20 protein-coding genes are annotated in these 22,857 nt (G+C 67.0%); 4 read left to right on the top strand and 16 right to left on the bottom strand.

Annotation, left to right across the window (positions count from 1 at the left end; genetic code table 11):
- The first annotated feature begins 7 nt into the window (after positions 1-7).
- Positions 8-949 (top strand): Gfo/Idh/MocA family oxidoreductase, encoded by a 942-nt coding sequence (locus ACI6S0_RS14650; protein WP_097384488.1) that lies wholly within the window; start codon positions 8-10, stop codon positions 947-949.
- A 130-nt stretch (positions 950-1,079) separates the two neighbouring features.
- On the opposite strand, the gene ACI6S0_RS14645 is transcribed toward ACI6S0_RS14650, so the two are convergent.
- The 16 genes from ACI6S0_RS14645 to ACI6S0_RS14570 all read right to left on the bottom strand — a co-directional run bounded on the left by ACI6S0_RS14645 (position 1,080) and on the right by ACI6S0_RS14570 (position 18,920).
- Positions 1,080-1,307, bottom strand: coding sequence for a hypothetical protein (locus tag ACI6S0_RS14645; RefSeq protein WP_004208427.1), 228 nt, complete (start codon positions 1,305-1,307; stop codon positions 1,080-1,082).
- Positions 1,297-1,527 carry a hypothetical protein gene (locus tag ACI6S0_RS14640; protein WP_004208426.1) on the bottom strand — a complete coding sequence of 77 codons (231 nt, stop codon included), beginning with the start codon at positions 1,525-1,527 and terminating at the stop codon, positions 1,297-1,299. The genes ACI6S0_RS14645 and ACI6S0_RS14640 overlap by 11 nt, the downstream gene beginning before the upstream one ends.
- A gap of 61 nt (positions 1,528-1,588) precedes the next feature.
- The gene (locus ACI6S0_RS14635) at positions 1,589-4,918 is read right to left on the bottom strand and encodes a glycosyl hydrolase (protein WP_434403511.1); all 3,330 of its coding nucleotides are present in this window, start codon (positions 4,916-4,918) and stop codon (positions 1,589-1,591) included.
- Between the two features lie 16 nt (positions 4,919-4,934).
- Positions 4,935-5,363 (bottom strand): hypothetical protein, encoded by a 429-nt coding sequence (locus ACI6S0_RS14630; protein ID WP_434403510.1) that lies wholly within the window; start codon positions 5,361-5,363, stop codon positions 4,935-4,937.
- On the bottom strand, positions 5,360-6,262 hold the full coding sequence (locus tag ACI6S0_RS14625) for an alpha/beta hydrolase (protein ID WP_434403509.1): 903 nt from the start codon (positions 6,260-6,262) through the stop codon (positions 5,360-5,362). Before ACI6S0_RS14625 ends, ACI6S0_RS14630 begins: the two co-directional genes overlap by 4 nt.
- A 15-nt stretch (positions 6,263-6,277) precedes the next feature.
- Complete coding sequence (locus tag ACI6S0_RS14620; protein WP_434403508.1) at positions 6,278-7,582, bottom strand: family 1 glycosylhydrolase; 1,305 nt, start codon at positions 7,580-7,582, stop codon at positions 6,278-6,280.
- Positions 7,583-7,606: 24 nt separating this feature from the next.
- Positions 7,607-8,455 (bottom strand): alpha/beta hydrolase, encoded by an 849-nt coding sequence (locus ACI6S0_RS14615; protein WP_434403507.1) that lies wholly within the window; start codon positions 8,453-8,455, stop codon positions 7,607-7,609.
- A gap of 70 nt (positions 8,456-8,525) precedes the next feature.
- On the bottom strand, positions 8,526-10,733 hold the full coding sequence (locus tag ACI6S0_RS14610; RefSeq protein ID WP_434403506.1) for a TonB-dependent receptor: 2,208 nt from the start codon (positions 10,731-10,733) through the stop codon (positions 8,526-8,528).
- Positions 10,734-10,768: 35 nt separating this feature from the next.
- Entirely contained in the window at positions 10,769-11,599 is an 831-nt protein-coding gene (locus ACI6S0_RS14605; RefSeq protein WP_434403505.1) for a fumarylacetoacetate hydrolase family protein, read from the bottom strand.
- A complete protein-coding gene (locus tag ACI6S0_RS14600; RefSeq protein ID WP_434403504.1) occupies positions 11,599-12,507 on the bottom strand; it encodes a VOC family protein in 909 nt (302 codons plus the stop codon). The genes ACI6S0_RS14605 and ACI6S0_RS14600 overlap by 1 nt, the downstream gene beginning before the upstream one ends.
- The gene (locus tag ACI6S0_RS14595) at positions 12,504-12,932 is read right to left on the bottom strand and encodes a GlcG/HbpS family heme-binding protein (protein WP_434403503.1); all 429 of its coding nucleotides are present in this window, start codon (positions 12,930-12,932) and stop codon (positions 12,504-12,506) included. The genes ACI6S0_RS14600 and ACI6S0_RS14595 overlap by 4 nt, the downstream gene beginning before the upstream one ends.
- On the bottom strand, positions 12,929-14,437 hold the full coding sequence (locus ACI6S0_RS14590) for a bifunctional 3-(3-hydroxy-phenyl)propionate/3-hydroxycinnamic acid hydroxylase (RefSeq protein ID WP_434403502.1): 1,509 nt from the start codon (positions 14,435-14,437) through the stop codon (positions 12,929-12,931). Before ACI6S0_RS14590 ends, ACI6S0_RS14595 begins: the two co-directional genes overlap by 4 nt.
- 16 nt (positions 14,438-14,453) lie before the next feature.
- Positions 14,454-15,689, bottom strand: coding sequence for an amidohydrolase family protein (locus tag ACI6S0_RS14585; RefSeq protein ID WP_434403501.1), 1,236 nt, complete (start codon positions 15,687-15,689; stop codon positions 14,454-14,456).
- Between the two features lie 80 nt (positions 15,690-15,769).
- Complete coding sequence (locus tag ACI6S0_RS14580) at positions 15,770-16,666, bottom strand: LysR family transcriptional regulator (RefSeq protein WP_434403500.1); 897 nt, start codon at positions 16,664-16,666, stop codon at positions 15,770-15,772.
- A gap of 42 nt (positions 16,667-16,708) precedes the next feature.
- The gene (locus tag ACI6S0_RS14575) at positions 16,709-17,317 is read right to left on the bottom strand and encodes a response regulator transcription factor (RefSeq protein WP_434403499.1); all 609 of its coding nucleotides are present in this window, start codon (positions 17,315-17,317) and stop codon (positions 16,709-16,711) included.
- Positions 17,310-18,920 (bottom strand): sensor histidine kinase, encoded by a 1,611-nt coding sequence (locus tag ACI6S0_RS14570; RefSeq protein ID WP_434403498.1) that lies wholly within the window; start codon positions 18,918-18,920, stop codon positions 17,310-17,312. Before ACI6S0_RS14570 ends, ACI6S0_RS14575 begins: the two co-directional genes overlap by 8 nt.
- Before the next feature lie 226 nt (positions 18,921-19,146).
- Between ACI6S0_RS14570 and ACI6S0_RS14565 the strand changes: the two genes are divergently transcribed.
- Genes ACI6S0_RS14565 through ACI6S0_RS14555 form a run of 3 tightly spaced genes read left to right on the top strand, consistent with a single transcriptional unit; the run spans position 19,147 to position 22,825 of the window.
- Positions 19,147-20,235: a flagellin gene (locus ACI6S0_RS14565; protein ID WP_434403497.1), complete on the top strand. Its 1,089-nt coding sequence runs from the start codon at positions 19,147-19,149 to the stop codon at positions 20,233-20,235.
- Between the two features lie 51 nt (positions 20,236-20,286).
- Positions 20,287-21,216: a polysaccharide deacetylase family protein gene (locus ACI6S0_RS14560; protein ID WP_434403496.1), complete on the top strand. Its 930-nt coding sequence runs from the start codon at positions 20,287-20,289 to the stop codon at positions 21,214-21,216.
- 49 nt (positions 21,217-21,265) lie between these two features.
- Positions 21,266-22,825: a right-handed parallel beta-helix repeat-containing protein gene (locus ACI6S0_RS14555; RefSeq protein WP_434403494.1), complete on the top strand. Its 1,560-nt coding sequence runs from the start codon at positions 21,266-21,268 to the stop codon at positions 22,823-22,825.
- Positions 22,826-22,857: the final 32 nt, after the last annotated feature.

Here is a 22,857-nt window from a genome sequence, read left to right as displayed (position 1 = left end):
GAATAGCATGCGTATTGCCCTCGCCGGTGCCGGCGCCTTTGGCGAAAAGCATCTTGATGGCCTCAAGAATATCGACGGCGTCACCGTCACCTCGATCATCGGCCGCGAACTGGAGGCGACGAAGAAGGTCGCAGAGAAATATGGCATCGGCCATGTGACGACCGATCTCAACGAGACGCTGGCGCGTGACGATGTCGATGCGGTGATCCTGTGTACGCCGACCCAGATGCACGCGGAACAGGCGATCGCCTGCATGAACGCGGGCAAGCATGTCGAGGTGGAAATCCCGCTGGCCGACAGCTGGGCCGATGCGCAGGCGGTGCTCGCCAAGCAGCAGGAAACCGGTCTTGTCTGCATGGTCGGCCATACCCGCCGCTTCAACCCGTCGCACCAGTTCGTCCACAACCGCATCCAGGCGGGCGAATTCAACGTCCAGCAGATGGACGTGCAGACCTATTTCTTCCGCCGCAAGAACATCAATGCCAAGGGCGAGCCGCGGTCGTGGACCGACCATCTTCTGTGGCATCATGCCGCGCATACGGTCGACCTGTTCGCCTATCAGGCCGGCAAGATCGTCGCCGCCCATGCGATGCAGGGGCCGATCCATCCGGAACTGGGCATCGCCATGGACATGTCGATCCAATTGAAGAGCGAGACCGGCGCCATCTGCACCCTGTCGCTGAGCTTCAACAATGACGGGCCGCTTGGCACCTTCTTCCGCTATATCGGCGACACCGACACCTATATCGCCCGCTACGACGATCTGGTGAACGGCAAGGAAGAGCCGATCGACCTGGCCGGCGTCGCCATCTCCAACAATGGCATCGAGCTGCAGGACCGCGAGTTCATCAGCGCCATCCGCGAGGGCCGCGAACCCAACAGCTCGGTCGCCAAGGTGTTCGACTGCTATCGCGTGCTGGGCGAACTGGAAACGCAGCTCGCCGGCTGATTCCGATCCCTTCGGGGTCGCAAGGGGGCGTGGATGGCGACCGGCCGTCCGCGCCCTTTGTTTTTGACAAGGTGCAGTGATGCTGGCGCATCAGCACCTTGCAACGCTCAAGCGCCGCGCGGGCTTGGTATTACCGATCGATCAGCGGATGGCGCAGGTGCAGATCGTCGAGCAGCGTCTCGATCACCGATATCTCGCCCGGCGTGCCGCTCGGCGTGAAGGCCCAGTTGCAATGGGGATGGGTAGCGCGGCTGTAGATTCGGACCGGACCGATCGCCTTGCGCCAATGATGCTTGCTCTTGCCATGGGCGATCACCAGCCGCGCGATCATCATGTCGATCAGCCGGTCAGACGTCATCGTCCCACCCTTCGATCCCGTCCGCATCGCGATTGCCCGACCAACTGACCGGGCTGTCCAGATAGGCTTCCAGTTCCCGCCAGTGCCGGTCCCAGCCGGGGCCGCGCCGCGCTTCGGGCACCTGCCGTTCCACCAGCCAGCGGGCGCGGGCCACGGGATTGCCCGCCGGGGCGCGCAGCCGGTCGAGGATGGCGCGGATGCTCTGCTGATCGTCGGTCATGATGACCGCCTGATAGGCGGCGACTTTCCGTCGTTCAAGCGAGCATCCGCGCGGCCCCTGCTTATTGTTCGGCCGACAGCGTGACCGGCCCGATCAGGCCCGACGGACGCAGCGGCGCATCGGGGCGATAGGTGGGGGCGGCGGTGAAGGTGATCTTCTGTGCGCCGGGCTGCTGGTCGCCGATCAGGCGATTGACCCACAGGTTCGCGACCTTCACCTCGATCGCGTTGCGGCCGGGCTTCACCAGCCTGCCGACATCCAGCCGATAGGGGGCGAACCAGCTTGTGCCCGCGACCTGGCCATTGACCCGCACCTCCGCGACATCGCCGACGCTGCCGAGATCAAGCCAGAGCGGAGCGCCGGCTTTGGCGCCCCTGGGCAGCGTAAAGCTGCTGGCATAGGTCGCCTCGCCCGAGAAATAGCGCACGCCCGGATCGCTGCTCTTGTCGAGCGCCGTCAGCGTCGGCATCGCGATCTCGGCCGGCGCGCCGCGACCCGGCTGGAAGCGCACGGTCCAGGGCTGCGACAGGGTGGCGACCGGCTTCACCGCCGCCGGCGCGATCGTCCGGCTGGGGGCCTTCGCCGGCTTGCGGAACAGGATGAAGACGGCGTCCTCCGGCCCGACATCGAGCGGGACGATCGTGTCGCTGCCCTCGGTCCGGTAGGATAGCGGCGCGGCGCTGCCGTCGATCGCACGCCAGATTTCCGGCTGGCGGCCGGTGACGCGGAAGCGCGCTTCGATATGCTCGGCCTGCGCCTTGCCATTGGTCACATAATAAAGGTCGCCATCGGGCAGGGCGCGATGGAGGAAGCGATAGGCACCGGCATCGCTGCTGCCGGTCACGCGAAAATCGGCGCCGATGCCCGTGCCGGCGAGCGCGGTGTCGACATCGGCGCTGGCGATCACCTTGCCCCTGCCGACCGGCTGACCGCTCCACAGCTTCGCCACCAGCGCGCGGAAGGCGGCGGGATCATCCTGCAGGCCGGGCGCGCGGTCGGGTGCGGTGCCGATCAGGGTAGCGCCAGCCTCGACCAGTGCGGCGATGCGCTGCAGCGTGGCGAGCGTCATCACCTTGCTCGATCCGCCCAGATACAGCGCCTTGTAGCGCGCCTTGCCGGCGATCAGGTCGCCATCCTGCACCGACGCCTTGGTCGCCAAAATCTCGGCATTGACGAAGTCATAGGCATAATCGCTGGGCAGGTCGGCCGGCACGCCATGTTCGAACAGCGCGGTGATCGGCGCATCCTCGCCATAGAAATAGGCGATGTCGGCATGGTCGCGGCCCTGCTGCAACAGGAAGCCGGTGCGCGCCATATAGTCGACCCAGGGCTTGGCCATATTGGCCCAGCTTTCGTGGCGATTGAAATATTGGCCGAAGATCATGAGGCTGAGGCCCGGCACCTTGTCATCCACCGGCTGGTGGACGGAGGTGTGGACGATCGGCCGGTTGACGCCCGACACGAATTCCAGGTCGATCACGCGCTTGAGGTCTGCCGGCGCGAAGGCCCAAGGGGCGAAGGCCGAGGTCATGCTTTCGGCCGACACGATATTCTGGCCATAGATATGGGCAACCGATGCCGCGCCCTTCATGTCGCCGATCAGCGTCGGGCGCGGCGCGCTGCCGCGGTTGAAGGTCCACATCGCCGCCATCGGCACATCGGTATGCGCGCGCATGGCCAGGTCGTCGCCCAGCACCGGCCGGCCATTTTCCAGCGCCTCGCCATAGACGGTCAGGCCATGCTCATGCGCGACCTGCGCTACCGTGCCATAATGGGCATCGGCCAGCAGGTCGGCCAGGGTCTGGCGATAATCATGCAGGAAGGCGTCGCTGCGCGCCGCCGATCCCACCACCGCGCCGGTCAGGGTCGGCAGGAAGGGGACGGGATCATAGCCGCGCCGCGCCTTGAACTCCTCCACCATGCGCGGCGTCCAGTTGGATGCGCCCACCTCGATACTGTCGGTCAGCAGCGCGCTGATGCCCTTCCTGCCGATCCAGTCGGCGCCGACCGCATCGCGATACATGGCGAGATAGGTTTCGAGATAGCGGCGCACGGCGGCCGCATCATATTTGTCGACCTCCAGCCCGGTGGCTTCGGGCGTGGCGGGGTGGTTGGTCTTGCCGGTCAGCGACCAGCCCATGCGGACGATGCGCCAGCGCGTGCCCCTGGGTGCGGTCCAGTCGAGCGTGCCGTCGGGGCGCAGCCGGTCGGTCAGGTCGATGACCCTGGCCGGATCGATCGCCGGGGCATCGGCCGGACCCATATCCAAACGGTTATAATCGGATGCGATGGCATAGCCGGCCTTCGCTTCAAACTGGTCGATCCGCGCCTCGGCCGACAGGCGCAGGTCGCCAATGCCCAGGGTCGGGCTGGCCGGACGGCCGAACACGTCGATCATCACCGCGCCGGGCGCGCCATCGCCCAGGCCCGGCGACTTGGCGGCGTCATTGGGCGACAGGACCAGTCGGAAGCGCTGCGCCGTGACCGGCGCAAAGCTGGTGGTGGAGGCGACTTCGGTCAGCGAGAAGCGGCCGAGCGGCTGCCAGCCCTGCGCCGTCTCCGCCTCGATCGTCGGGCGATAGGCGGGGTCGCCGAAGGGCGGGCGGGCATGGGGCACGAACAGGCTGGCCGATCGCACCGTGACGGGCTTGCCATAATCGAGGATCAGCGTGCCGGGATGCGCCGCATCGCCCTTGGTCATCTGCGCCACGCTTTCCAGATCGCTGTCGCCCAGCGCCGCGGCGCCCGCGATCGGCTGGCCATCGGCGTCGAGGATGCGGGGCGTCGGCAAGGGCGCCGCTGCAATCGGATAGGCCAGCACCCGCGCCTCGCCATAGGCGCGCGGCTGGTCCGGTATCTCCGCGTCGCCCGCCAGCGGATCGCTGAACTTCGCGCTCTGGAACGCGCCGGTCACATTGGACGGGGCGGGCAGGGCGCCCTTTATCCGCTTGCCGCCTTCGACCTCGGTTTGCGCCCAGACCAGCTTCTTCATCGCATCCTGCGGCTTGACCCAGGGGCCGCCGGTCTCGCTCCAGCCCGGCGAGGCGGCGATGGCGAATTCCAGCCCCTTGGCATCGGCGGTCTGGACGGCGTGGCGGAAGGCGTCCTTCCAGCCGTCGGTCATATAGACCAGCCGTTCCTTGACGATCTGCGGCGTCTGCAGATTGGCGTCGAAATTCTGCACCCCGCCAATGCCGATGCGCGCCAGCCAGTCGAGATCCTTGTCGATCCCGTCCTTGGTCACATTGCCGTTCAGCCAGTGCCACCACACCCGCGGCCGGGCCGACTGGGGCGGATTGTTGAAGCCGTCGGCCAGATCGTCGGCCTGGGCCGGCATGGCGAGAACAGTGCCGGCCAGCAGCATGGCGAGACGCAGGGAACGGAAGGTCATCGGGGCAATCCTCATGTCAGATGATAGGGGCGGACGAGAGCATCCGCCGCAGCGCCAGGCTGGCGACCAGCGCACCGAGCGCGCCGCCATAGGCGATCTTGATGGCCAGCGCGGCGCCCCAGCCGATCGGCGGCAGGCCACCGGTCGCGAGCGACAGCAGCCCGCCCAGCGCGGCACCGGCCAGCGCAAAGCCGGCGGCGCGCAGCAGGATCGTCCGCAAGGCGCCACCCACCCGTTTGCGCGCGATCAGTGCCGGGACGAGCGCGCTCATCAGCGCAACGGCAATGCTCTGCGGCACGAAATCCAGCGCCAGCCGATCCGGCGCGGCCCAGGCCAGCAGGCGCGGCTGGGTGCCGAACAGGGCAAGGAAAAAGGCCAGGCTCAGCGCGCCATTGATGCCGACGCTGATCGCCGCCTCCCGCCGAATCGAGACGGCGCCGGTCATTGTCCCGCCTTCGTGAGCAGGCCGCGCATGTCCATCCAGCTCAGAAATTGCGGCAGCAGGCCCATGGTCGTCGTGCCCGGCTTGCCCATGCCGAAGCCATGGTCGCCGCGCTCATAGGCGTGGAGTTCGACCGGCACATGCGCCCGGCGCCAGCTTTCCACCAGCGCATAGGAGGGATTGGGAAACAGGCTGTCGTCATTGGCGATCGCCGCGAACATCGGCGGCGCGTCGGCGGGGACATTGCGCGCCAGCATCGGACCATAGACATAGCCGATGAAGGACGGGCGATCCGCACCCTTGCCCTCCAGCGTGGCGTTCATCACGGTCATCGCGCCGGCGGAAAAGCCGATCATGCCGACCCTCTGGGGATCAACGCCCCATTGGCCGGCGCCTGACCGCACCCGCTGTAGCGCGGCGAGTGCGTCCAGCGTGGCGCGGGGCTCGCTGATCGTCGGCGGGACGCTGGGATCGCTGAGCGATTCCGCCATGCGCTTGCCCATATAGGCGGATGCCTCGGCCGTGTCGGCCGGGGTCTGGTTCAGCCGATATTTGAGGACGAAGGCGGCGACGCCATGATCGGCCAGCCAGCGCGCGACATTCCAGCCCTCATGGTCCATCGCCAGCAGCATGAAGGCGCCGCCGGGCGCGACGATCACCGCCGCGCCGGTGGCCTTCGCCGGATCGGGCAGGACCGGGGTGATGGTCGGCACGGTGACGTTGCGCACGGCGAGGTCGTCGCCGAAGCGCACCCAATTTTCGGCCGATCCCTTGGGCGCCTTGAGATCGGGATAGAGCGGGATGGCATCGGGTTCGGCCGGAGCCTGCGCCGGCACGGGCGTCGGCATCTGGGCGATGCCGGGCGAGGCCAGCAGCAGCGGCAGCAGGACAAGGCGCTTCATGGCGATCCTCCCCCGTCAGAGCGCGTTGCGGCGGGCGATTGCGCCATAGACGGCGGCGCTGGGCTTGGGCGTGCGGGCGAACGTCACCGGATCGACGCTGTGCAGGCCGAATTTGGGCTTGTAGCCGAAGATCCACTCGAAATTGTCGAGCAGCGACCAGTGGCAATAGCCCAGCACCGGCACGCCATCGTCGATCGCGGCCTTGAGCCCGGCGAGCGCTTCGGGAATGAACTTCGCGCGGACTGCATCATCATCGCTGCCCACGCCATGTTCGGACACCAGGATCGGCACGCCGGTCGCCTCATGGGCAAAGCGCACGGCGCCGCCGAGCGAAGGCGCCCAGACTTCGGTGCCGGACCAGTTGACGGCCGAACCCTTGGGCGCGGGCAGGCGGCCCTTGTCGCCCCACAGGGCGCGCTCGTAATTCTGGACGCCGATGAAATCGTCGCCCTTCGCGATCTCCAGCCAGTTGCCGTAGAGCTGCTTGCGCATGGCATCGCGCACTGAATGGGCACCGACCGCCTGATCGTCCATCAACGCCAGCGAGAAGCCGACCGGCAGGTCGCCACGCACCGCCTTGATCGCCGCCTTGCCGGCCTTGTGCGCCGCTTCGAGGCCGGTCTGGAGCGCGGGCAGATCGTCGAAGCCCGCGACATTGGCGCAGACATATTTGGGCACGCCCAGCCGCTTGGCCGCGGTTTCCAGCGTCAGTTTCTGGATATCCCACACCTGCTGGGGAAGCATGGGCTTCAGGAGCAGCAGGATATTGGGTTCGTTGAGGGTGATGGCGCTGGCGATGCCCTGGCCCAGCGCGCGCATCGCCTTGTCGCAATAGCGGGCGAAAAGCTGCGCGCTTTCCGGGTTGGTCCAGCCGCCCTGCGCGCTGAACCAGCGCGGCGCGGTGAAATGGCTGAAGGTGACGATGGGGGCCAGGCCACGCGCATGGCAGCCGTCGATCACCGCCTTGTAATGATCGAGCATCGCCTGAGAGAAGAGGCCCTTTTCCGGCTCGATCCGTGCCCATTCGATGCCGAAGCGATAGGCGTTGAGGCCCATGGCCTTGACCAGATCGAGGTCGGTTTCCCACAGCGCGAAGCTGTTGCAGGCGTCGCCCGAAGGCTGGGCAAAGACGGTCGGCTGCTGATTCTCCACGAACCACAGGTCGCTGGCGATATTATTGCCCTCCACCTGATGCGGCGCAGTGGCCGCGCCCCAGTAGAAGCTCTTGGGGAAATTGGGGGTGGCGCTCTTGCGCGCGGCGATGGCAGGGGCGGCCATCAGCGCGGCGCCGGTAGCCAGAAGGGTGCGGCGATCCAGCATGTTCCGTCTCTCCTATTATAATTGTCAGGCAGTGGTTTCGCGCACGAAGGCGCAGATTTCTTGCAACAGCCGCCGGTCGGCGGTGCCCAGATGCATGGCCATGCTATAATGATTATGGCCCGACTGGATGAAGGCGCGCGGCATGGCGCCATGGCGCGCCAGCCGGTCCTGCAACAGGCTCAGAAACTCGGCCTGGAAGCGGGGCGGGTCGAACTCGGCGCAGGCGATCAGCAGCGGCAGGTCGGTTGCGGCAACGGCCTCCAGCGGCATGCGCTCCGGGTAGAGCGCGGGATCGCCATAATAGAGCGTGTCGCGCGGATCGAGCGGGGTATAGCCGTAAAGACCCGACAGCAGCACGGCGGCGCGCACCGCATCGGCACCTGCCAGTTTCAGATAGCCCGCAACATGGACGGCGCCGGCCGACGTGCCCATCAGGACGATGCGATCGGGGGCACCGCCATGCTCGGCGGCATGATCCTTGAGCCAGTTGACGACCGCCGCGACATCCTCGGCCCCCGCCGGCCAGCCATGGTCGGGGGCAAGGCGATAATTGATGACGACGCCCAGGAAGCCGGCCTGCGCCGCCATCCGGCCGACATTGGCATTGGGCCAGGCGTCGGCGCTGCCCTTGTCGCCTTTCAGGAAGCCGCCGCCATGGACGAAGACCAGAATGGGCGCGGGGGCATCGCCCTTGGGGGCATAGAGGTCGAGCCGATGGCGGGCGTCCGGGCCATAGGCGATGTCGGCCTGCGTCACCGGAACCGCCGCCGCCAGCGCTGCCTGCTCGGCATCGAACAGCGCCCGGCACTGGCCGAGTATGTCCGGTCCCAGATCGGTGCCCAGTGCGGCGATGGTGTCCCTGATCGGCTTCATATGTCCCCTCTGGCCAGAAGGATTAGGAAAAAAGACGGGACGCCACCAGCGGCGCCCCGCCCCAGGAGGATCAGAATTTCGCGTCCAGACTGATGCCGATCTGGCGGAAGGACTGCGGACCATAGATGGCGCCGATATTGGCGGTGCCGTCGGACGGGAAGTCGCTCTGCATCAGCGAGGGCTCATGCACGTTGAACAGGTTGCGACCGAAGATCGCGACGCTGTAGCGATCGTCATCGGTGCGCAGGCCGATGCGGCCACCGACCAGCCAGTGCGGGCGGAACGTCGTTTCCTCGCGCGAGTTGGCTTCATAACGGATGCGCGACTTCCACACCGTATCCGCTGCCAGGAAGCCCTTCAGGCGGCTCGTGACCGGCGCTTCATATTCGCCCGACAAAGTGAACTTGTATTTGGGCGCATAGGCGAGCTGGGTGCCGCCGATATTGGTGCCGTCGGTGCCCAGATAGCCACCCGGATAGGTCGCCTTGGAATAGATGAAGCCGGTGTTGAGCGACAGGCCGTCAAAGACCTTGCCGAAGAAGCTGACTTCCGCGCCGCGCGATTTCACGCCGTCGATATTCGTCTGGGCGCAGGAAATGACGACATCCTCGACGGTGCATTGCTGCGCCTGGAAATTGTCGATCTTGCTGTAGAAGATGCTGAGATCCGCGACCCAGCCGCCGAACAGCGTGCTCTTCAGCCCCGCTTCGTAGGAGGTCGGGATTTCGGGCAGCACGACATAGGGATTGGCGCCGGTTGGCGTAGCGATCTGGCCGCCCTTGAAGCCGCGCGCGGCAGTCGCATAGACCATCATGTTGCGTGCCAGGTCATATTGCGCGCCAAACTTCCACGATGCCTTGGCGACATCCAGCACGGTGCTGGTGCCGACCGTGCCGAAAGTGTCGAGGGACAGGCGGTCGACCGTGTAGCGGCCGCCCGCGATCAGGCGCAGTGCCGGCGACAGGTGAAAGGTACCCTGGCCGAAGAAGGCGAGCGATTCATCCACCACCTTGTTGGCGTCGGTGGTCGTGCTGGCGATCGGGACGATGAAGTCGGGCAGGTCGAGCTGGACCGTCACGGTTTCCGCATCGCGCTTCTGCACCTGCTTCGAATAGAAGGCGCCGGCGGTATATTCGAAGAACTGGTCGGCGGGCGAACTAATGCGCAATTCCTGCGTGAACAGGCTGGTGCGGCGGTTCACCGGGGAGTTGTAGACTTCCAGCGCATGGGAGTCGGCACGGAACACGTTGCTGGCGGCGCCATAACCGGTCTCGGTCGATCCGCGATAGGCGGTCACCGACGTCAGGGTGAAAGGATCGGCCTCATAATCGAGCTGCAACGAGCCGCCATAGCTTTCCGAATGGCCGACATAATGGTCGCTGGTGCAATAGGTGCGATTGCCTTCGCCCGCAGTCACGCCACAGCTCGACAGTTCGTCGGCGAAGTCGCTCTTGACGAAGGTGAAGAAGTCGCCGCCGTTGACGATCTTGCTCTTGGCATAGTCGCCATTGAGGTTGACTGTGACCCGGTCGGTCGGCTCCCACAGCAGCCGGCCGCGCACGCCATAACGGTTGGTGTCGTTATAGTCGCCGGTGGTGGCGTTGCGGTTCGGCCCCTGGCGGAAATTGGTGACGCCCGACAGGCGCAGCGCGGCATTGGGGGCCAGCGGCACGTTGATCATGCCCTGCACGATCTGGTTGCCGAACTTGGACCCGGCGGTGCCGGCGTCGGACAGTTCGGTGCGGACGCGGGCGGCAAAGCCGGTCGGATCGGGCGCATTGGTGGTGATGTTGATGACGCCGGCCGATGTGGTGAGGCCGAACAGCGTACCCTGCGGCCCCTTGAGCACTTCGATCCGGCTGACATCGAACAGGTCGGAGATATTCGCGTTGCCCTGGCTCACCTGGTCGACGACCACGCCGACCGAGGCGACGGCGCCGGACGAGAAGGTCTGGGTGCCGATGCCGCGGATCGACCCGCCGCCGCCGGTATTCTGGCCCGGCGCCGACTGGATTTCCAGGCTCGGCGCGACGCGGTTGAGGTCGTTCATCGTGTTGACCTGCTGCCGCTCCAGCTGGGCGGCATTGGCCACGGTGATGGAAATCGGCACCTCGGTCACCTTCTCCGCCTTGCGCTGGGCGGTGACGATGATGTCCGAATTGTCCGCCGGCTGTGCCGCCTGTTCGGGCGCGGGCGCGTCCTGTGCGAAGGCCGGCGCGGCGATCGCGATGGCGCTCGCGCTGGCGAGGGCCGCAATGGTGATGTGGATGTTACGCATGGTCTGTCCTCCCCCGGTATGCGGGTTCATGATTGTTATTGTTCGTCGATGATGCGGTTGCTGAGCGTGCCGATGATGCCGATGGTCACTTCGACCTTGTCACCGGCCTTCATGTAGAGCGGCGGGGTGCGCTTATCGCCGACGCCGCCCGGCGTGCCGGTGGCGATCACGTCGCCGGGGCTCAAGGGCGTGAAGGCGGTGACATATTCGATGACCGTGGGGATATCCCAGATCATGTCGCTGACCGGCTGGTCCTGCACCAGTTCGCCATTGAGGCGGGTCTGGACGCGCAGCGCGGCAAGATCCTCAATCTCGTCGGGCGTCACCAGCGCCGGGCCGAAGCCGCCGGTGCCGGGAAAGGTCTTGCCCGGCGTGAACTGGATATTGTGGCGCTGCCAGTCGCGCGCGCTGCCGTCGTTGAACGCGGCATAGCCGGCGACATAGTCCCAGGCGTCGGCGGCGGCGACCTTGTGCGCGGGCTTGCCGATCACCAGCGCCAGTTCGCCCTCATAGTCGAACCGTTCGGTCACGGCCGGCTTCACCATCGGCTGGCCATCGGCGATCAGGCTGTCGGCATAGCGCACGAAGATGGCCGGATGCGCCTTCTGCTCGCGGCCGGTTTCCTTGACATGCTCGGCATAGTTGAGGCCGACGCACAGGATCTTGGCAGGGTCCGGGATCACCGGCAGCAGCACGACATCGGCGGCGGCATAGGATGCGCCGTCGGCCAGGCCCGACAGGCTGCCGTCGGTCAGCGCGGCCTTCAGGCTCGGCGCTGCATCGGTCGCCAGCTCGACGATCGTCTCGCCCTCGATCCGGCCGAAGCTGGGGGTGCCGTCGGGACGGCGGAAACTGACATAGCGCATCAGGCTTGTTCCTCGTTGATCAGGTCTAGCGGCCGGGCATCCCAGTCGCGGCGATGGCGGAATTTCTCTTCGGCGGCGCGCAGGCCGGCGAAATCCTTGTCGGACATGCCCCACTGGTCGATCCGGCGCTCGGGCCAGGTCCAGTCCTCCGGCGCGCCGGGCTGATAATCGTCGGCCACCTTTTCCACGGCGGTCGAAAATTCGATGACGGGGCCAAAGGGGGCGATGAAATAGGCGAAGACATTGGCGCCCGGACCATGGCGACCCGGCCCCCAGGCGGGGACCATGCCATGGTCGCGCAACCGGCCGATGCCGCGCATCACCGCGTCCATGTCCGCCATTTCGAAGGCGATATGGTTGAGGCTGGCAAAGCCGGCGCGGGCGAAGGCGGTCGAATGGTGCGAGTCATTGCAGCGCACGAACACCATGCCCTTGGTCCGGTCCGAGACGCGAAAGCCCAGCGCCTCCTCGACCAGATGGCCGGTCGCTTCCGCGTCGGCGCTGTTGAAGACGACATGGGTCAGCTTGACCGGCAGGTCGGCGCCCGCGATCGGCGCGACCTCCTCGGCATCGATCAGGAAGCGCAGCAATTCGCCCTCGGCCAGTTCGACGATGATGCCATGGCCGCCGCCCAGATCGGCCGAGACGGTCGGCGTCGCGGGCAGGCCGGCGGCGGTGACGCTGCGCTTCAACTGCTCCAGCCGGTCGGCGGTGCAGACGAAGGTGGTGGAGCGGACATAGGCGTCGGCCGATTCCGTCAGCGCCACGAGATAGGGATAGCTGCCCGATCCGCGCAGATAATGGGTTTCGCCTTCTTGCGCCGCCGGGGCCATGCCCCAGATGTCGGTCAGGAAGGCGGCGGCCTCACCCGCATGGGGCAGCGCCAGTTCGATGCTGCGCAGCTTCATTTTCTGTCTCCGTGGAAAAGTCCGGCGGCGTCAATGCCGGCGATGGCGCAGGCCTCGTCGCATTCGCCGGTGTCGCCGCTGATGCCGACTGCGCCGATCAGCGTGCCTGCCGCATCGCGGATCAGTACGCCGCCCGGCGAAAAGGCGATCTGGCCGGTGGCCGCCGCGATGCTCTGGAAAAAGACAGGGTTGGACGCGGCGCGGGTGGCCAGCACCCGCGTATCCGCGCCCATCCCCAATGCGCCCGAGGCTTTGGCCTTCGCGATGTCGAAACGGAACAGGCTGGCGCCATCCTCACGCACAAAGGCGACCGGATGGGCGCCGGCATCCAATATGATGACGGCCAGCGGCTGGGCGCCATCGGCGCGCGCCTTGGCGAGCGCGGCGTCGATGATGGTACGGGCCTGCACGAGCGAGAGGGTCATGCCGCAATCTCCTGCCGGGCGGTGCCGGCGATCAGCGCGTCGCGCCGGGCGATGAGATCGGCGGGCTTGCCAGTGCCGAAGACATAATGGTCGGGGCGGACCAGCACCGCCTCGGCGCCGCGCGCATCGAGCCAGTCGGCGACATGGCCGTCATCGCCCAGCTCCGCCACATCGACGACGGTCACGTCGCCGCCGACAACCGGCTGGCGGGTGAACAGGCGCCAGCCATCGCCGGTCACATCGTCCAGCAGCCGGTCGCCGACGCGCGGCTGGATGAAGCGTTCGCCCGCACCCGGCGTCCCGGTGGCGATGATGCCGGTGGCGATGGCGGGGATCAGGTCGGCAGCGGTGCCGCTCTGGGCGCCCTTGGCGGCTTCGCGCAACTGATGGTCGCGCGCGGCGGCGGCGTCGGGGTCGAGCACGCAGATATAGCGGCCCGCGCCCACGGCGGCGGAGATGACGGCGCGGACATGGGGATCGCGCTCGGGCTGATAGCTGTCGAGCAGGCTCTCGGGCGCCTTGCCCGCCAGCACCAGTTCCAGCTTCCAGGCCAGGTTCGCGGCATCGCGCAGGCCATGGCACATGCCCTGGCCGAAAAAGGGCGGCGTCTGGTGCGCGGCATCGCCGGCCAGGAAGACGCCGCCCTGCCGCCACCGCTCGGCGATCAGTCCATGGAAACGATAGGTGGCCGCGCGCACCACCTGGTGCGGCACGCCGTCGAGATAGGGGGCGACGAGTGCGGCCACGGCATCGGGCTGCATCATCGCCTGGTCATCTTCGCCGGGCAGCAGCATGAATTCCCAACGACGATGATTGCCACGACCCGGCACGATGGTGGCCGGTCGCCTGGGGTCGCACATCATCACCGACAATTTCTGCAGGTCGGCAGCTTCGGGCACGCCCCACAGGTCGGGGAAGCGGACCGGGCCATCGACCTCGGCATCGACCACCAGCCAGGGTTCCTCGAAATCCAGATCATCGAGGCCGATGTCGAGCGCCTTGCGCACCGCGCTGCGCGCGCCGTCGCAGGCGATGACATAGCGGGCGCGGACCTGTTCCTCGCCGGCGTCCGACCGCAGCGTCAGCGTGACGCCGTCCTCGTCCTGCGCCAGCGCCTCGAACGCGGTGCCGAGCGACAGCTCGACATTGGGATAGACGTCCAGCGCGTCGCGCAGATGGTCTTCCAGTTCGGGCTGGTAGAAGAAATAGTCGTTGGACCAGCTATAGGGGCGGGGACGGCCGACCGTGCCCATGTAGCGGATCACGCCATGATCGGCGCCGACATGCAGATGGCCTTCGGTATCGCGCATGTCCGGGGCGACCCGGTCGATGACGCCGGCCGACTGGAACAGGCGCATCATCTCATGGTCCAGATGGACCGCGCGGGGCAGCGGATAGGGATTGGCCTCGCGCTCGATCACCAGGACCGAGACGCCCGCTTTCCCAAGTAAATTGGCCGCAAAGGCCCCCACCGGCCCGCAGCCGATGATCGCAACGTCGAACATGAAAGCGTCTTTCCGGTCAGACCGTCAGGGGCTCGGGCACGGGGGATTTGTGCATCCGCCCGCCCAGCATGATCATCTTGATATTGGCCGCATCCTGCAGCAGGCGGACGTCCGTCGTCGGATCACCCTCGACCAGCAGCAGGTCGGCGAGATAGCCGGGCTTCACCTGGCCGACGGGCTGGTCCATCAGCTCGCCGCCCAGCATGGTGGCGGCGTGCAGCGCCTCGGCCGGGGTGAAGCCATAATAAGTGACGAAATGCTCCAGGTCGCGGGCGTTGCGGCCATGCGGGTTGAAGGGGAAGCCATAGTCGCCGCCGGGCAGGACACGCACGCCGCGCGCCTTCAATTTGGGCACCAATGTCTTTTCCAGTTCCAGCCGCTCGGCTGCGCTCGCCTTCATCGACGCCATATTGATATGGGGCGGCGGATTGGCCTCCAGCGCGGCGACCGATACGCCGGGGCCGGGGGCGTAGAAGATGGCGTCCTTCTTCGCCGCCATGGCGTCGACCGCCGCATCGTCGGCGAAGGAGCAATGATAGAGGATGCGGGCGCCGGCTTCGAGCGCCAGATTGATGGCGCGCGGGCTATAGGCATGGGTGGCGATCCACAGGCCCGCCTCCTTCGCCGCCTCGCCGGCCGCGATCATTTCCGCGTCGGTGTAGAGGATATCCTGCGACGATCCGGGCTTGAGCGCATCCTCGCCCGAAATCACCAGCTTGAGCGATTTGACGCCCTCCGCCGCGCAATAGGCGACGAAGGCGCGCATCGCTTCGGGCCCCCGCCCGTTGAACACATCGCCGGTTTCGACCCCTTCCTCGCCTTCCGGGCTGCGCTCCAGCGTGGAGGGCACCAGCCGCGGGCCGGGGGTTTCACCGGCCGCAATGGCGCGGGCCAGTTCCGGTTCGATCTGGTCGCCCAGCGCGCCGGCTGAATAGAGGCTGGTATAGCCATGGTCGAGCAGCACGCGGGCATTGCGCCAGGCGGCGACCTTCAGCTCCTCGGGCGGCAGGATGAACTGATGATAGATTTTCTCGACCGAACTGCCCCAGGTCAGATGGGTATGGGCGTCGACCATGCCGGGCATCAGCGTCGCGCCCTGGCCGTCGATCACCATGTCGGCCTGGGCCGCATCGATCGTGGCTTCGTCGCGCAGAATGTCGGCGATGCGATCGCCCTCGATCAGGACCGCGCCGGGGAAGGGCGCACTGCCGGTCCCGTCGAAAATCGCAATATTGCGGATCAGCTGCCGCACGAGGGCTCTCCCGAAGTCTCTTGTTGAATGCCCTTATGCGCCGAATTTATACGCAAGAATAATAATGATTTTTGGGAACGTCATAGTTTGGAGCTATGGATCATGATGTCCAGCAGCGCCTCGCCCAGCCGCGACAGGCGCGCATCCTTCAGCTTGCGGATGCCGATACTGCGCTGGAAGGTCGCTTCGCGGATCGCGATCGCGCGCAGCACGCCGATCGACAGTTCGGCCGCCGCCACCTTCATTGGCAGGATGGTCAGCCGGCTGCTGTTCCGCACCATCGCCTTGGTCGTCAGCAGGGAGTCGCACCGGATCACGTCCTGCGGCACCGGCACGCCCGCCGCCATGAACAGGGCGTCGATCTGCCGGCGAAAGGCGCCGCGCGCCTCCGGCAGCACCCAGCGCCTGGCCATCATGTCGCGCAGCGACACCTCGGCGGGCAGATGGTCGTTGCGGCGCCCGACCACCAGCGCGAACGGATCCTGCGCGAAGGTGATTTCCTCGATCCCCTCGGGCGGCTCCTCCAGCCCCGTGGTGACGAAGGCCAGCTCGATCTCGCCCCGGTGCAGCATGTCGGCCAGGTCATGGTCGGGCCGCTCCACCGCGTGCAGCGCGAAATGGCCCATCTTGTCCTCCAGCCGCCGCACCGCGTCGGGCAGCAGGCTGACGAGGGCGCCCGGCGTGCCGCCGACCCGCAGCGGCCCGGTCACGCCCACGCGCGCCAGCCGCAATTCCTCCTCCGCGCCGCTGATCAGGCTGTCGACCGCCTCCGCCCGGCGCAGCAGCACCTCGCCCTCCGGCGTCAGGCTGATGCCGCTGCGCGACCGGGCGAACAGGGCTGCGCCGACCGACTGTTCCAGCTGCGCGATCGCATTGGACACCGATGGCTGGGAGATGTTGAGCAGCCGCGCGCCGCCGCTGATCGAGTTGGCACGGCAGACGGCGAGGAAGGTGCGAAGCGCGCGGGGATCGATCATCGGCCTAGATAGCCCGACCATCGCCGCGCACAACAAGACAATCTAGCCCTCGGTGCCGCTCGCCTCCCGCACCAGGGCGATCAGGGCGGCGGGGCTGCTGGCGCCGGTCTTGGCGACGATCGCGGCGCGATGATCCTCGATCGTCTTGGGGCTGAGCGACAGGGCGGCGGCGACCATCTTGTTGCTCATCCCCTCGGCCAGGCAGTGCAGCACCTCGCGCTCGCGCGGGGTCAGCGGCGCCAGCCGGGCCAGCGCCCCGCGCCGCTGCCGGCTCCAGCGCGCACCCTCCGCCACCGCCGCCAGCAGCCGGCCCTCGTCGATCGGCTTTTCCAGATAGTCGAGCCCGCCATAGCGGCGCACCGAATCCACCGCGCTGCTGGTGGTCGGCCAGGCGGTCATGAAGATGATCGCCACCGCCGGATCCTGCGCCCGCATCCGCTCGGCAAAGGCAAAGCCGTCCATGTCCGCCATCATCACGTCGGTGACCAGGCAATGGGCCGGCTCGTCGGCCTGGGCGCGCAGCATCGCGCGGGGCGTGTCGAACGCCTGGGTGCGATAGCCGTGCCGCCCCAGCAGCCGCGCCACCGCCCGGCCCAGATCAGGATCGTCATCGACCACATGGATGATGGCGGGATCGGCCGGGTCAGTCATGGCTGGGCTCCGTGCGGGGCAGCGACAGGCTGGCGCGCGCGCGGCCCTGCGCGATGTCGCGGGTCAGCGTGCCGCCATGGGCGTCGGCGATGGCACGCGCCACCAGCAGGCCGATGCCCATCCCGCCATAGTCGGGGGAGGGGGAAGGGACCGGGTTGGCGACATGGATCGTCACCTGATCGGCCTGGCTTTCCAGGGCAATCTCGATGGTCGATCCGGGCGCCGCCAGCATCGCGTTGCGCAGCAGGTTGAGCAATATCTGGGTCAGTTCGATCTCATGCCCGGTGACCTGCAAGCGTGCATCCATCGGCGGCAGGCTGATGGCGCAGCCCAGGCTGCGCGCCTCGCCGCCGACCATGCCGGCACAGTCGCGCAGCATCTGGCCAACGATGATCGGCGATGGCTCATCGACGGCGCGCCCGCCAAAGCTGCGCAGCCGTCGCACCATGTCGGCCAGCAAAGCCGCCTTGCGATCGACCAGTTCGATGCTCTCGCGCATCTCCGCCAGGTCGGGCTGCGGATCGCGCGACAGGGCGGACAGATGCCGGGTCTCGATCGCCAGCGTCGACAGTGGCTGGCTGATCTCGTGGATGATCGCCACCGACATGGCGCGCAGCGTCTTGAGCCGTTCGGCCTGGAACAGGATGCGGTCGCGCCGGGCGATATCCTCGCGGGCGCGTATCTGCGCCTCGGCAAAGCTGCCGGCAAGATAGGTGGCGATCGCCATGGCGGCGAGGCCCATGTGCAGCGCGAAGCGGGTGGCGCTGGCCGACAATGGTGCCGACCAGGGCAGGATGATCGCGGCCGACAGGATGATCGCAATCCAGGCGCCCAGCCGGCCACAGCGCAGCCCCATCCAGATCGCGCCGATCAGCACCGGCGTGACCGCGATCTGGGGTTCGACCCGCGCGAGCCCCCAGGCGAGCAGCCAGGCAAAGACGAAGACGGCGGCCGCCTCGACCGCGCGCCCGCGCCCGATCTGCATCAGCCGCCGCGCCTCTTCATTGCGCGTGCCGATCCACAGCAGGGGCGGCGCGACCAGCAGCACGCCCAGCAGGTCGCCGACCAGGAAGGCGGCGATGGTGGTGGCGACCGGCTGGCTGGGCAGGGTGCCGGACACGCCGGGCCACAGCCATTCCCAGAAGCCCGCGGTGAAGGACACCAGCGTCGGCGCCAGCACCGCGGCCAGGCCGAAGGGCATCGGCGCGATCGCCAGTTCCGACCGGCTGCGCCGTTCGATGAAGCGCACCAGCGCGATCATCAGGCCATAGGCGGCGGGCGCGCGCGCCACCCCGCCCAGCTGGTTGAGAAATTCGGGACCGCCCCACACGATCGTGCCGGTCAGCAACTGGATCACGCATTCCTCGACGATCAGGACCGGCGTGAAGCGCGCGCCGATCCGCCACAGCAGCGCCAGCCGCACGCCGGCGGCGGGATACCAGAGGCTGAAGAAATGGGCGCCGCCCCACGGGCTGGCCGCCATATGCGCCAGCTTGAACGCGAAGGGATAGGCCAGCAGCAGCGCCACCAGCCGCCAGTCGATGGCGCGCGCCTCCAGGCGAAAAGGGCGCGGCCGGGCGCTCATGGGGGACAGGGTGGCCATGGCCCTGTCCTAGCCCGGATCACCCGCCTGCCAAGCCGGGAAATTCCCTGCCGTTTCAATCTTATCCGGGAATTAACCGGATAGGCCGGGCGCTGTGACGCGGCCATCACGGGGGCGACCGTTTGGGGGCAACGCCCTTCGGTTGCCGGGCGGCGCACTGCGACCCGCGTCGCCCGGCCCCACAGACGCCGGCATCTTCCTGCCTGGCATGGATGGAGGACATCCTATGAGCGTGATCGGAACCAACAGCGCGGCGCTGCGCGCGCAGCGGGCGATCGAGGCGGCCACCAAGGCCCAGGGCCAGGCAAGCGAGAAATTGTCGACCGGCAAGCGGATCAATTCGGCCAAGGATGATGCGGCCGGCATGGCGATCGCCCAGACCATGACCAGCCAGCTGCGCGGCATGGAAGTGGCCAAGCGCAACGCGGCCGACGCCATATCGCTGACCCAGACCGCCGAAGGCGTGTTGGGCGAGGTTCAGAACAGCTTGCAGCGGATGCGCGAATTGACGCTCCAGGCGGCCAATGGCGTCAACCGGCCGGAGGATCGCGCCGCGCTCCAGACCGAAATGGACCAGACCGTCGCCCATATCAACGCGCTGCTGCAGAATAGCGAGTTCAACGGCGTGAACCTGTTTTCCAACACCGCGCAGGGAGTCGCCGCCCGCGATTATAATGCGGATGGCGATTTCCTCGATCACAACGGCTATGTGAATTATCGCAACGAGCTCATTCACAGTGCCGGCAGCACCGTCATCAATGTCCAGGCGGGCGCCAATGCGACCGACAATGTCGCCATCACCCTGCCGACCCTGCGCAGCAACAGCGACGATTTCACCCTGCTGGGCACCGACCTTGCGGTGAACGGCACGATGCGCTTCGTGGGCATCAGCAATATCGACCTGACGCTTGACTATGATGTCGGTGTGGCTGCCGTCGAGCGCACCAATGATCTTGGCGGATTTGGCTGGATGGACCCGGAAGGCTATGTCGCCTTCACCGATTCCGACTATAAATCCTACGCCCAGATCGGCGTGACCGCGCAGCAGGGGCTGGCGGTGATCGACGCCGCGCTGGCGCAGATTTCGACCGCCCGCGTCAATCTGGGCGCGGCGCAGAGCCGGCTGGAATCCATCTCCAGCCAGCTCGACACCAATATCGTCAACCTGACCGACGCCCGCTCGCGGATCGAGGATGCGGACTTCTCCACCGAATCCACCGCTCTCGCCAAGAGCCAGATCCTGTCGCAGGCGGCAACGGCGATGCTGGCCCAGGCCAATGCCCGGCAACAGGATGTGCTGAAACTGCTCGAATGATCCCCGCGACCCGGCTAGGACCGCTGCGGACATTCAGCGGGAGAGGCAGGAATGATGAAGCGGGCCATGGCCCTTTGCCTGCTGCTGGGCAGCGCAGCGGCGGCGCAGGCGGGCGATCCGCCCCGGTTCGATGTCGCGATCACGGTCGATGATCTGCCTGCCCATGGCCAGTTGCCGCCCGGCACCACCCGCGCCGACATCGCCCGCCGCTTCCTGGCGACGCTGAAGGCGCATCATGTCGCGCAGGCCTATGGCTTCGTCAATGCGCGCGGACTGGCGGAGGATCCGGCGTCGGACGCGGTGCTGACGCTCTGGCGCCAGGCCGGCTATCCGCTCGCCAACCATAGTTACAGCCATTTGAATCTCGACGGCGCGCCCTCGCTCGACGCCTGGCAGGCGGATGTGATCGCGGGCGAGCCGGCGCTGGAACGGCATATGGGGAAAGGGGACTGGCACTGGCTGCGCTTCCCCAACCTGTCGAGCGGCAAGGACGCGACCCGCCATGACGGCGCCGCCGCCTTCCTGAAACGGCGCGGCTATCGCATCGCCAGCGTCAGCCTGGCTTTCGAGGACTGGGATTATAGCGACGCCTATGCCCGCTGCCGCGCGCAGGGCGACGATCGCATGATCGCGGCGATGAAGCGCCACTATCTGGCCGTGGTCGATCAGGCGATCGCGCGGGCAAAGGCCAATGCCCAGCGCGTCCATGGCCGCCCGATCCCGCATGTGCTGCTGCTCCATGTCGGCGCCTGGACCGCCGACACCCTGCCCGATGTCATGGCCCGGCTCGATGCCGCCGGCGCGCGCTATATTCCGCTGGCAAAGGCGGAGGCCGACCCGGCCTATGCCCAGGCCGAAGCCCTGCCGGGCGGCGGTGGCATCATCGAACGGGTGGCGCAGGCACAGGGCATCGCTCTCCCCGCTGCCCCATCCCCGGCACCCGAAATCGACCTGCGCCAGGCCTGCCGCACACCCGGCTGAGGCGACTTCACCTTGCATTCAGCGCGCGACCGATAGAATGGCGCGCAATATGATCATGGGTAAAAGCCGGCATGGCCGGGCGCTGACAATCTTCCTGCCTTTCCTGGTCCTGACCGCGGGTGCGACATCCGCGGCGCAGGCGACGACCTATTATGTCAACAGCGCCACCGGCAATGATCGCGCCGCCGGCACCACCGCCGACCAGCCCTGGCGCAGCCTGGCGCGGGTGCGCGACTATCCGCTGATGCCGGGTGATCAGGTGCTGCTGATGGCCGGATCGCGCTGGCAGGAGCCGCTCACCATCACCCGCTCGGGCCGATCCGGCGCGCCGATCAGCGTCGCCGCCTTCGGTACCGGCGCACGGCCGCGCATCGATGCGGGCGGCGTCTCGCCCCATGGCGTGGGCGTCATCAACGCCGAATATGTCAGCGTCAGCGGGCTGGAAGTCACCAACGACAATCCTGCCCCGGCCCAGCGTTTCGGCGTGCTGGTCTCGGCGGTCGACCGGGGCGTGACGCGCGGCATCCGCATCAGCGACATGTATATTCACGACGTGCGCGGCGTGAATGATCGCAAGGATAATGGCGGCATCGTCTTCAGCGCGACCGGCAAGAAGCTGCCGACCCGCTTTCAGGATCTGGTGATCGAACGCAATATCGTCTGGAAGGTCGACCGGTCCGGCATTGCCGGCATCGCCGACCGGATCAGCGCCAAGGACTGGTTCCCGAGCGAAAAGATCGTGATCCGCGACAATCTGGTCGAGGATATTGGCGGCGACGGCATCGTCCCGCGCGGCACCGACGGCGCCCTGATCGAGCATAATATCGTGCGCTATGCCGGTGCCCGAGCACCCGGCTATAATGCCGGCATCTGGCAGTGGAGCACCGACAACAGCCTGATCCAGCTCAACGAGGCCGCCTATACCCGCACCCGCTATGACGGACAGGGCTTCGACAGCGACTTCAATTCGCGCCGCACGACATTGCTCTACAATTACAGCCACGACAATGCCGGCGGCTTCCTGCTGATCTGTTCGCCCGGTCGCAACGACAAGGATAATCTGGGCAATCGGGGCACCGTCGCGCGCTATAATGTCAGCCGCAACGACGCGCTGCGCATCTTCCAGCTCGCCGGCAATGTTTCCGACGTGCTGGTGGAGAAGAATGTGATCCATGTCGGCAAGGGCATGGATGTGCAGATGGTGGTGGCGACCAACTGGGATGGCTGGGCGCAGGATGTCCGCATCGTCGAAAATGACTTCAAGGTCGCCGGCACCGCCCGCTATGGCAGCGAGAGCGGCCGGTCAGGCCCCGATTATCTCATCAAGGCGGGCTTTGCCCCGGCCCAATTTATCCGCTTCCGCGACAATCGCTACTGGGGCAGCCATGTCGACCTGCCGGCCGAGGCGGCGGGCGACGTGATCCCGCCCTATCTCGATCAGCCGGCCGACTGGCAGGTGCCGGTGTTCGACCCGGCCAAGGCAGAGGGTTTCCCCGAATTCATGGCCCGGCACCGCGCCTGGATGCTGGCCATGCTGCAACGCGAACTGGGCCAGGCGGTGCAGCCGCGCCAGCCGCGCCGCATCTCCATCTTCGAAGCGCGCCGTTGACCGGCGGCGCGGGCGGCATGCACCGCCCGCGC

This window comes from Sphingobium sp. DN12 (assembly GCF_051058005.1).
GTDB classification, from domain to species: domain Bacteria; phylum Pseudomonadota; class Alphaproteobacteria; order Sphingomonadales; family Sphingomonadaceae; genus Sphingobium; species Sphingobium yanoikuyae.
This window is presented reverse-complemented; position numbering and strand designations above follow the sequence as displayed.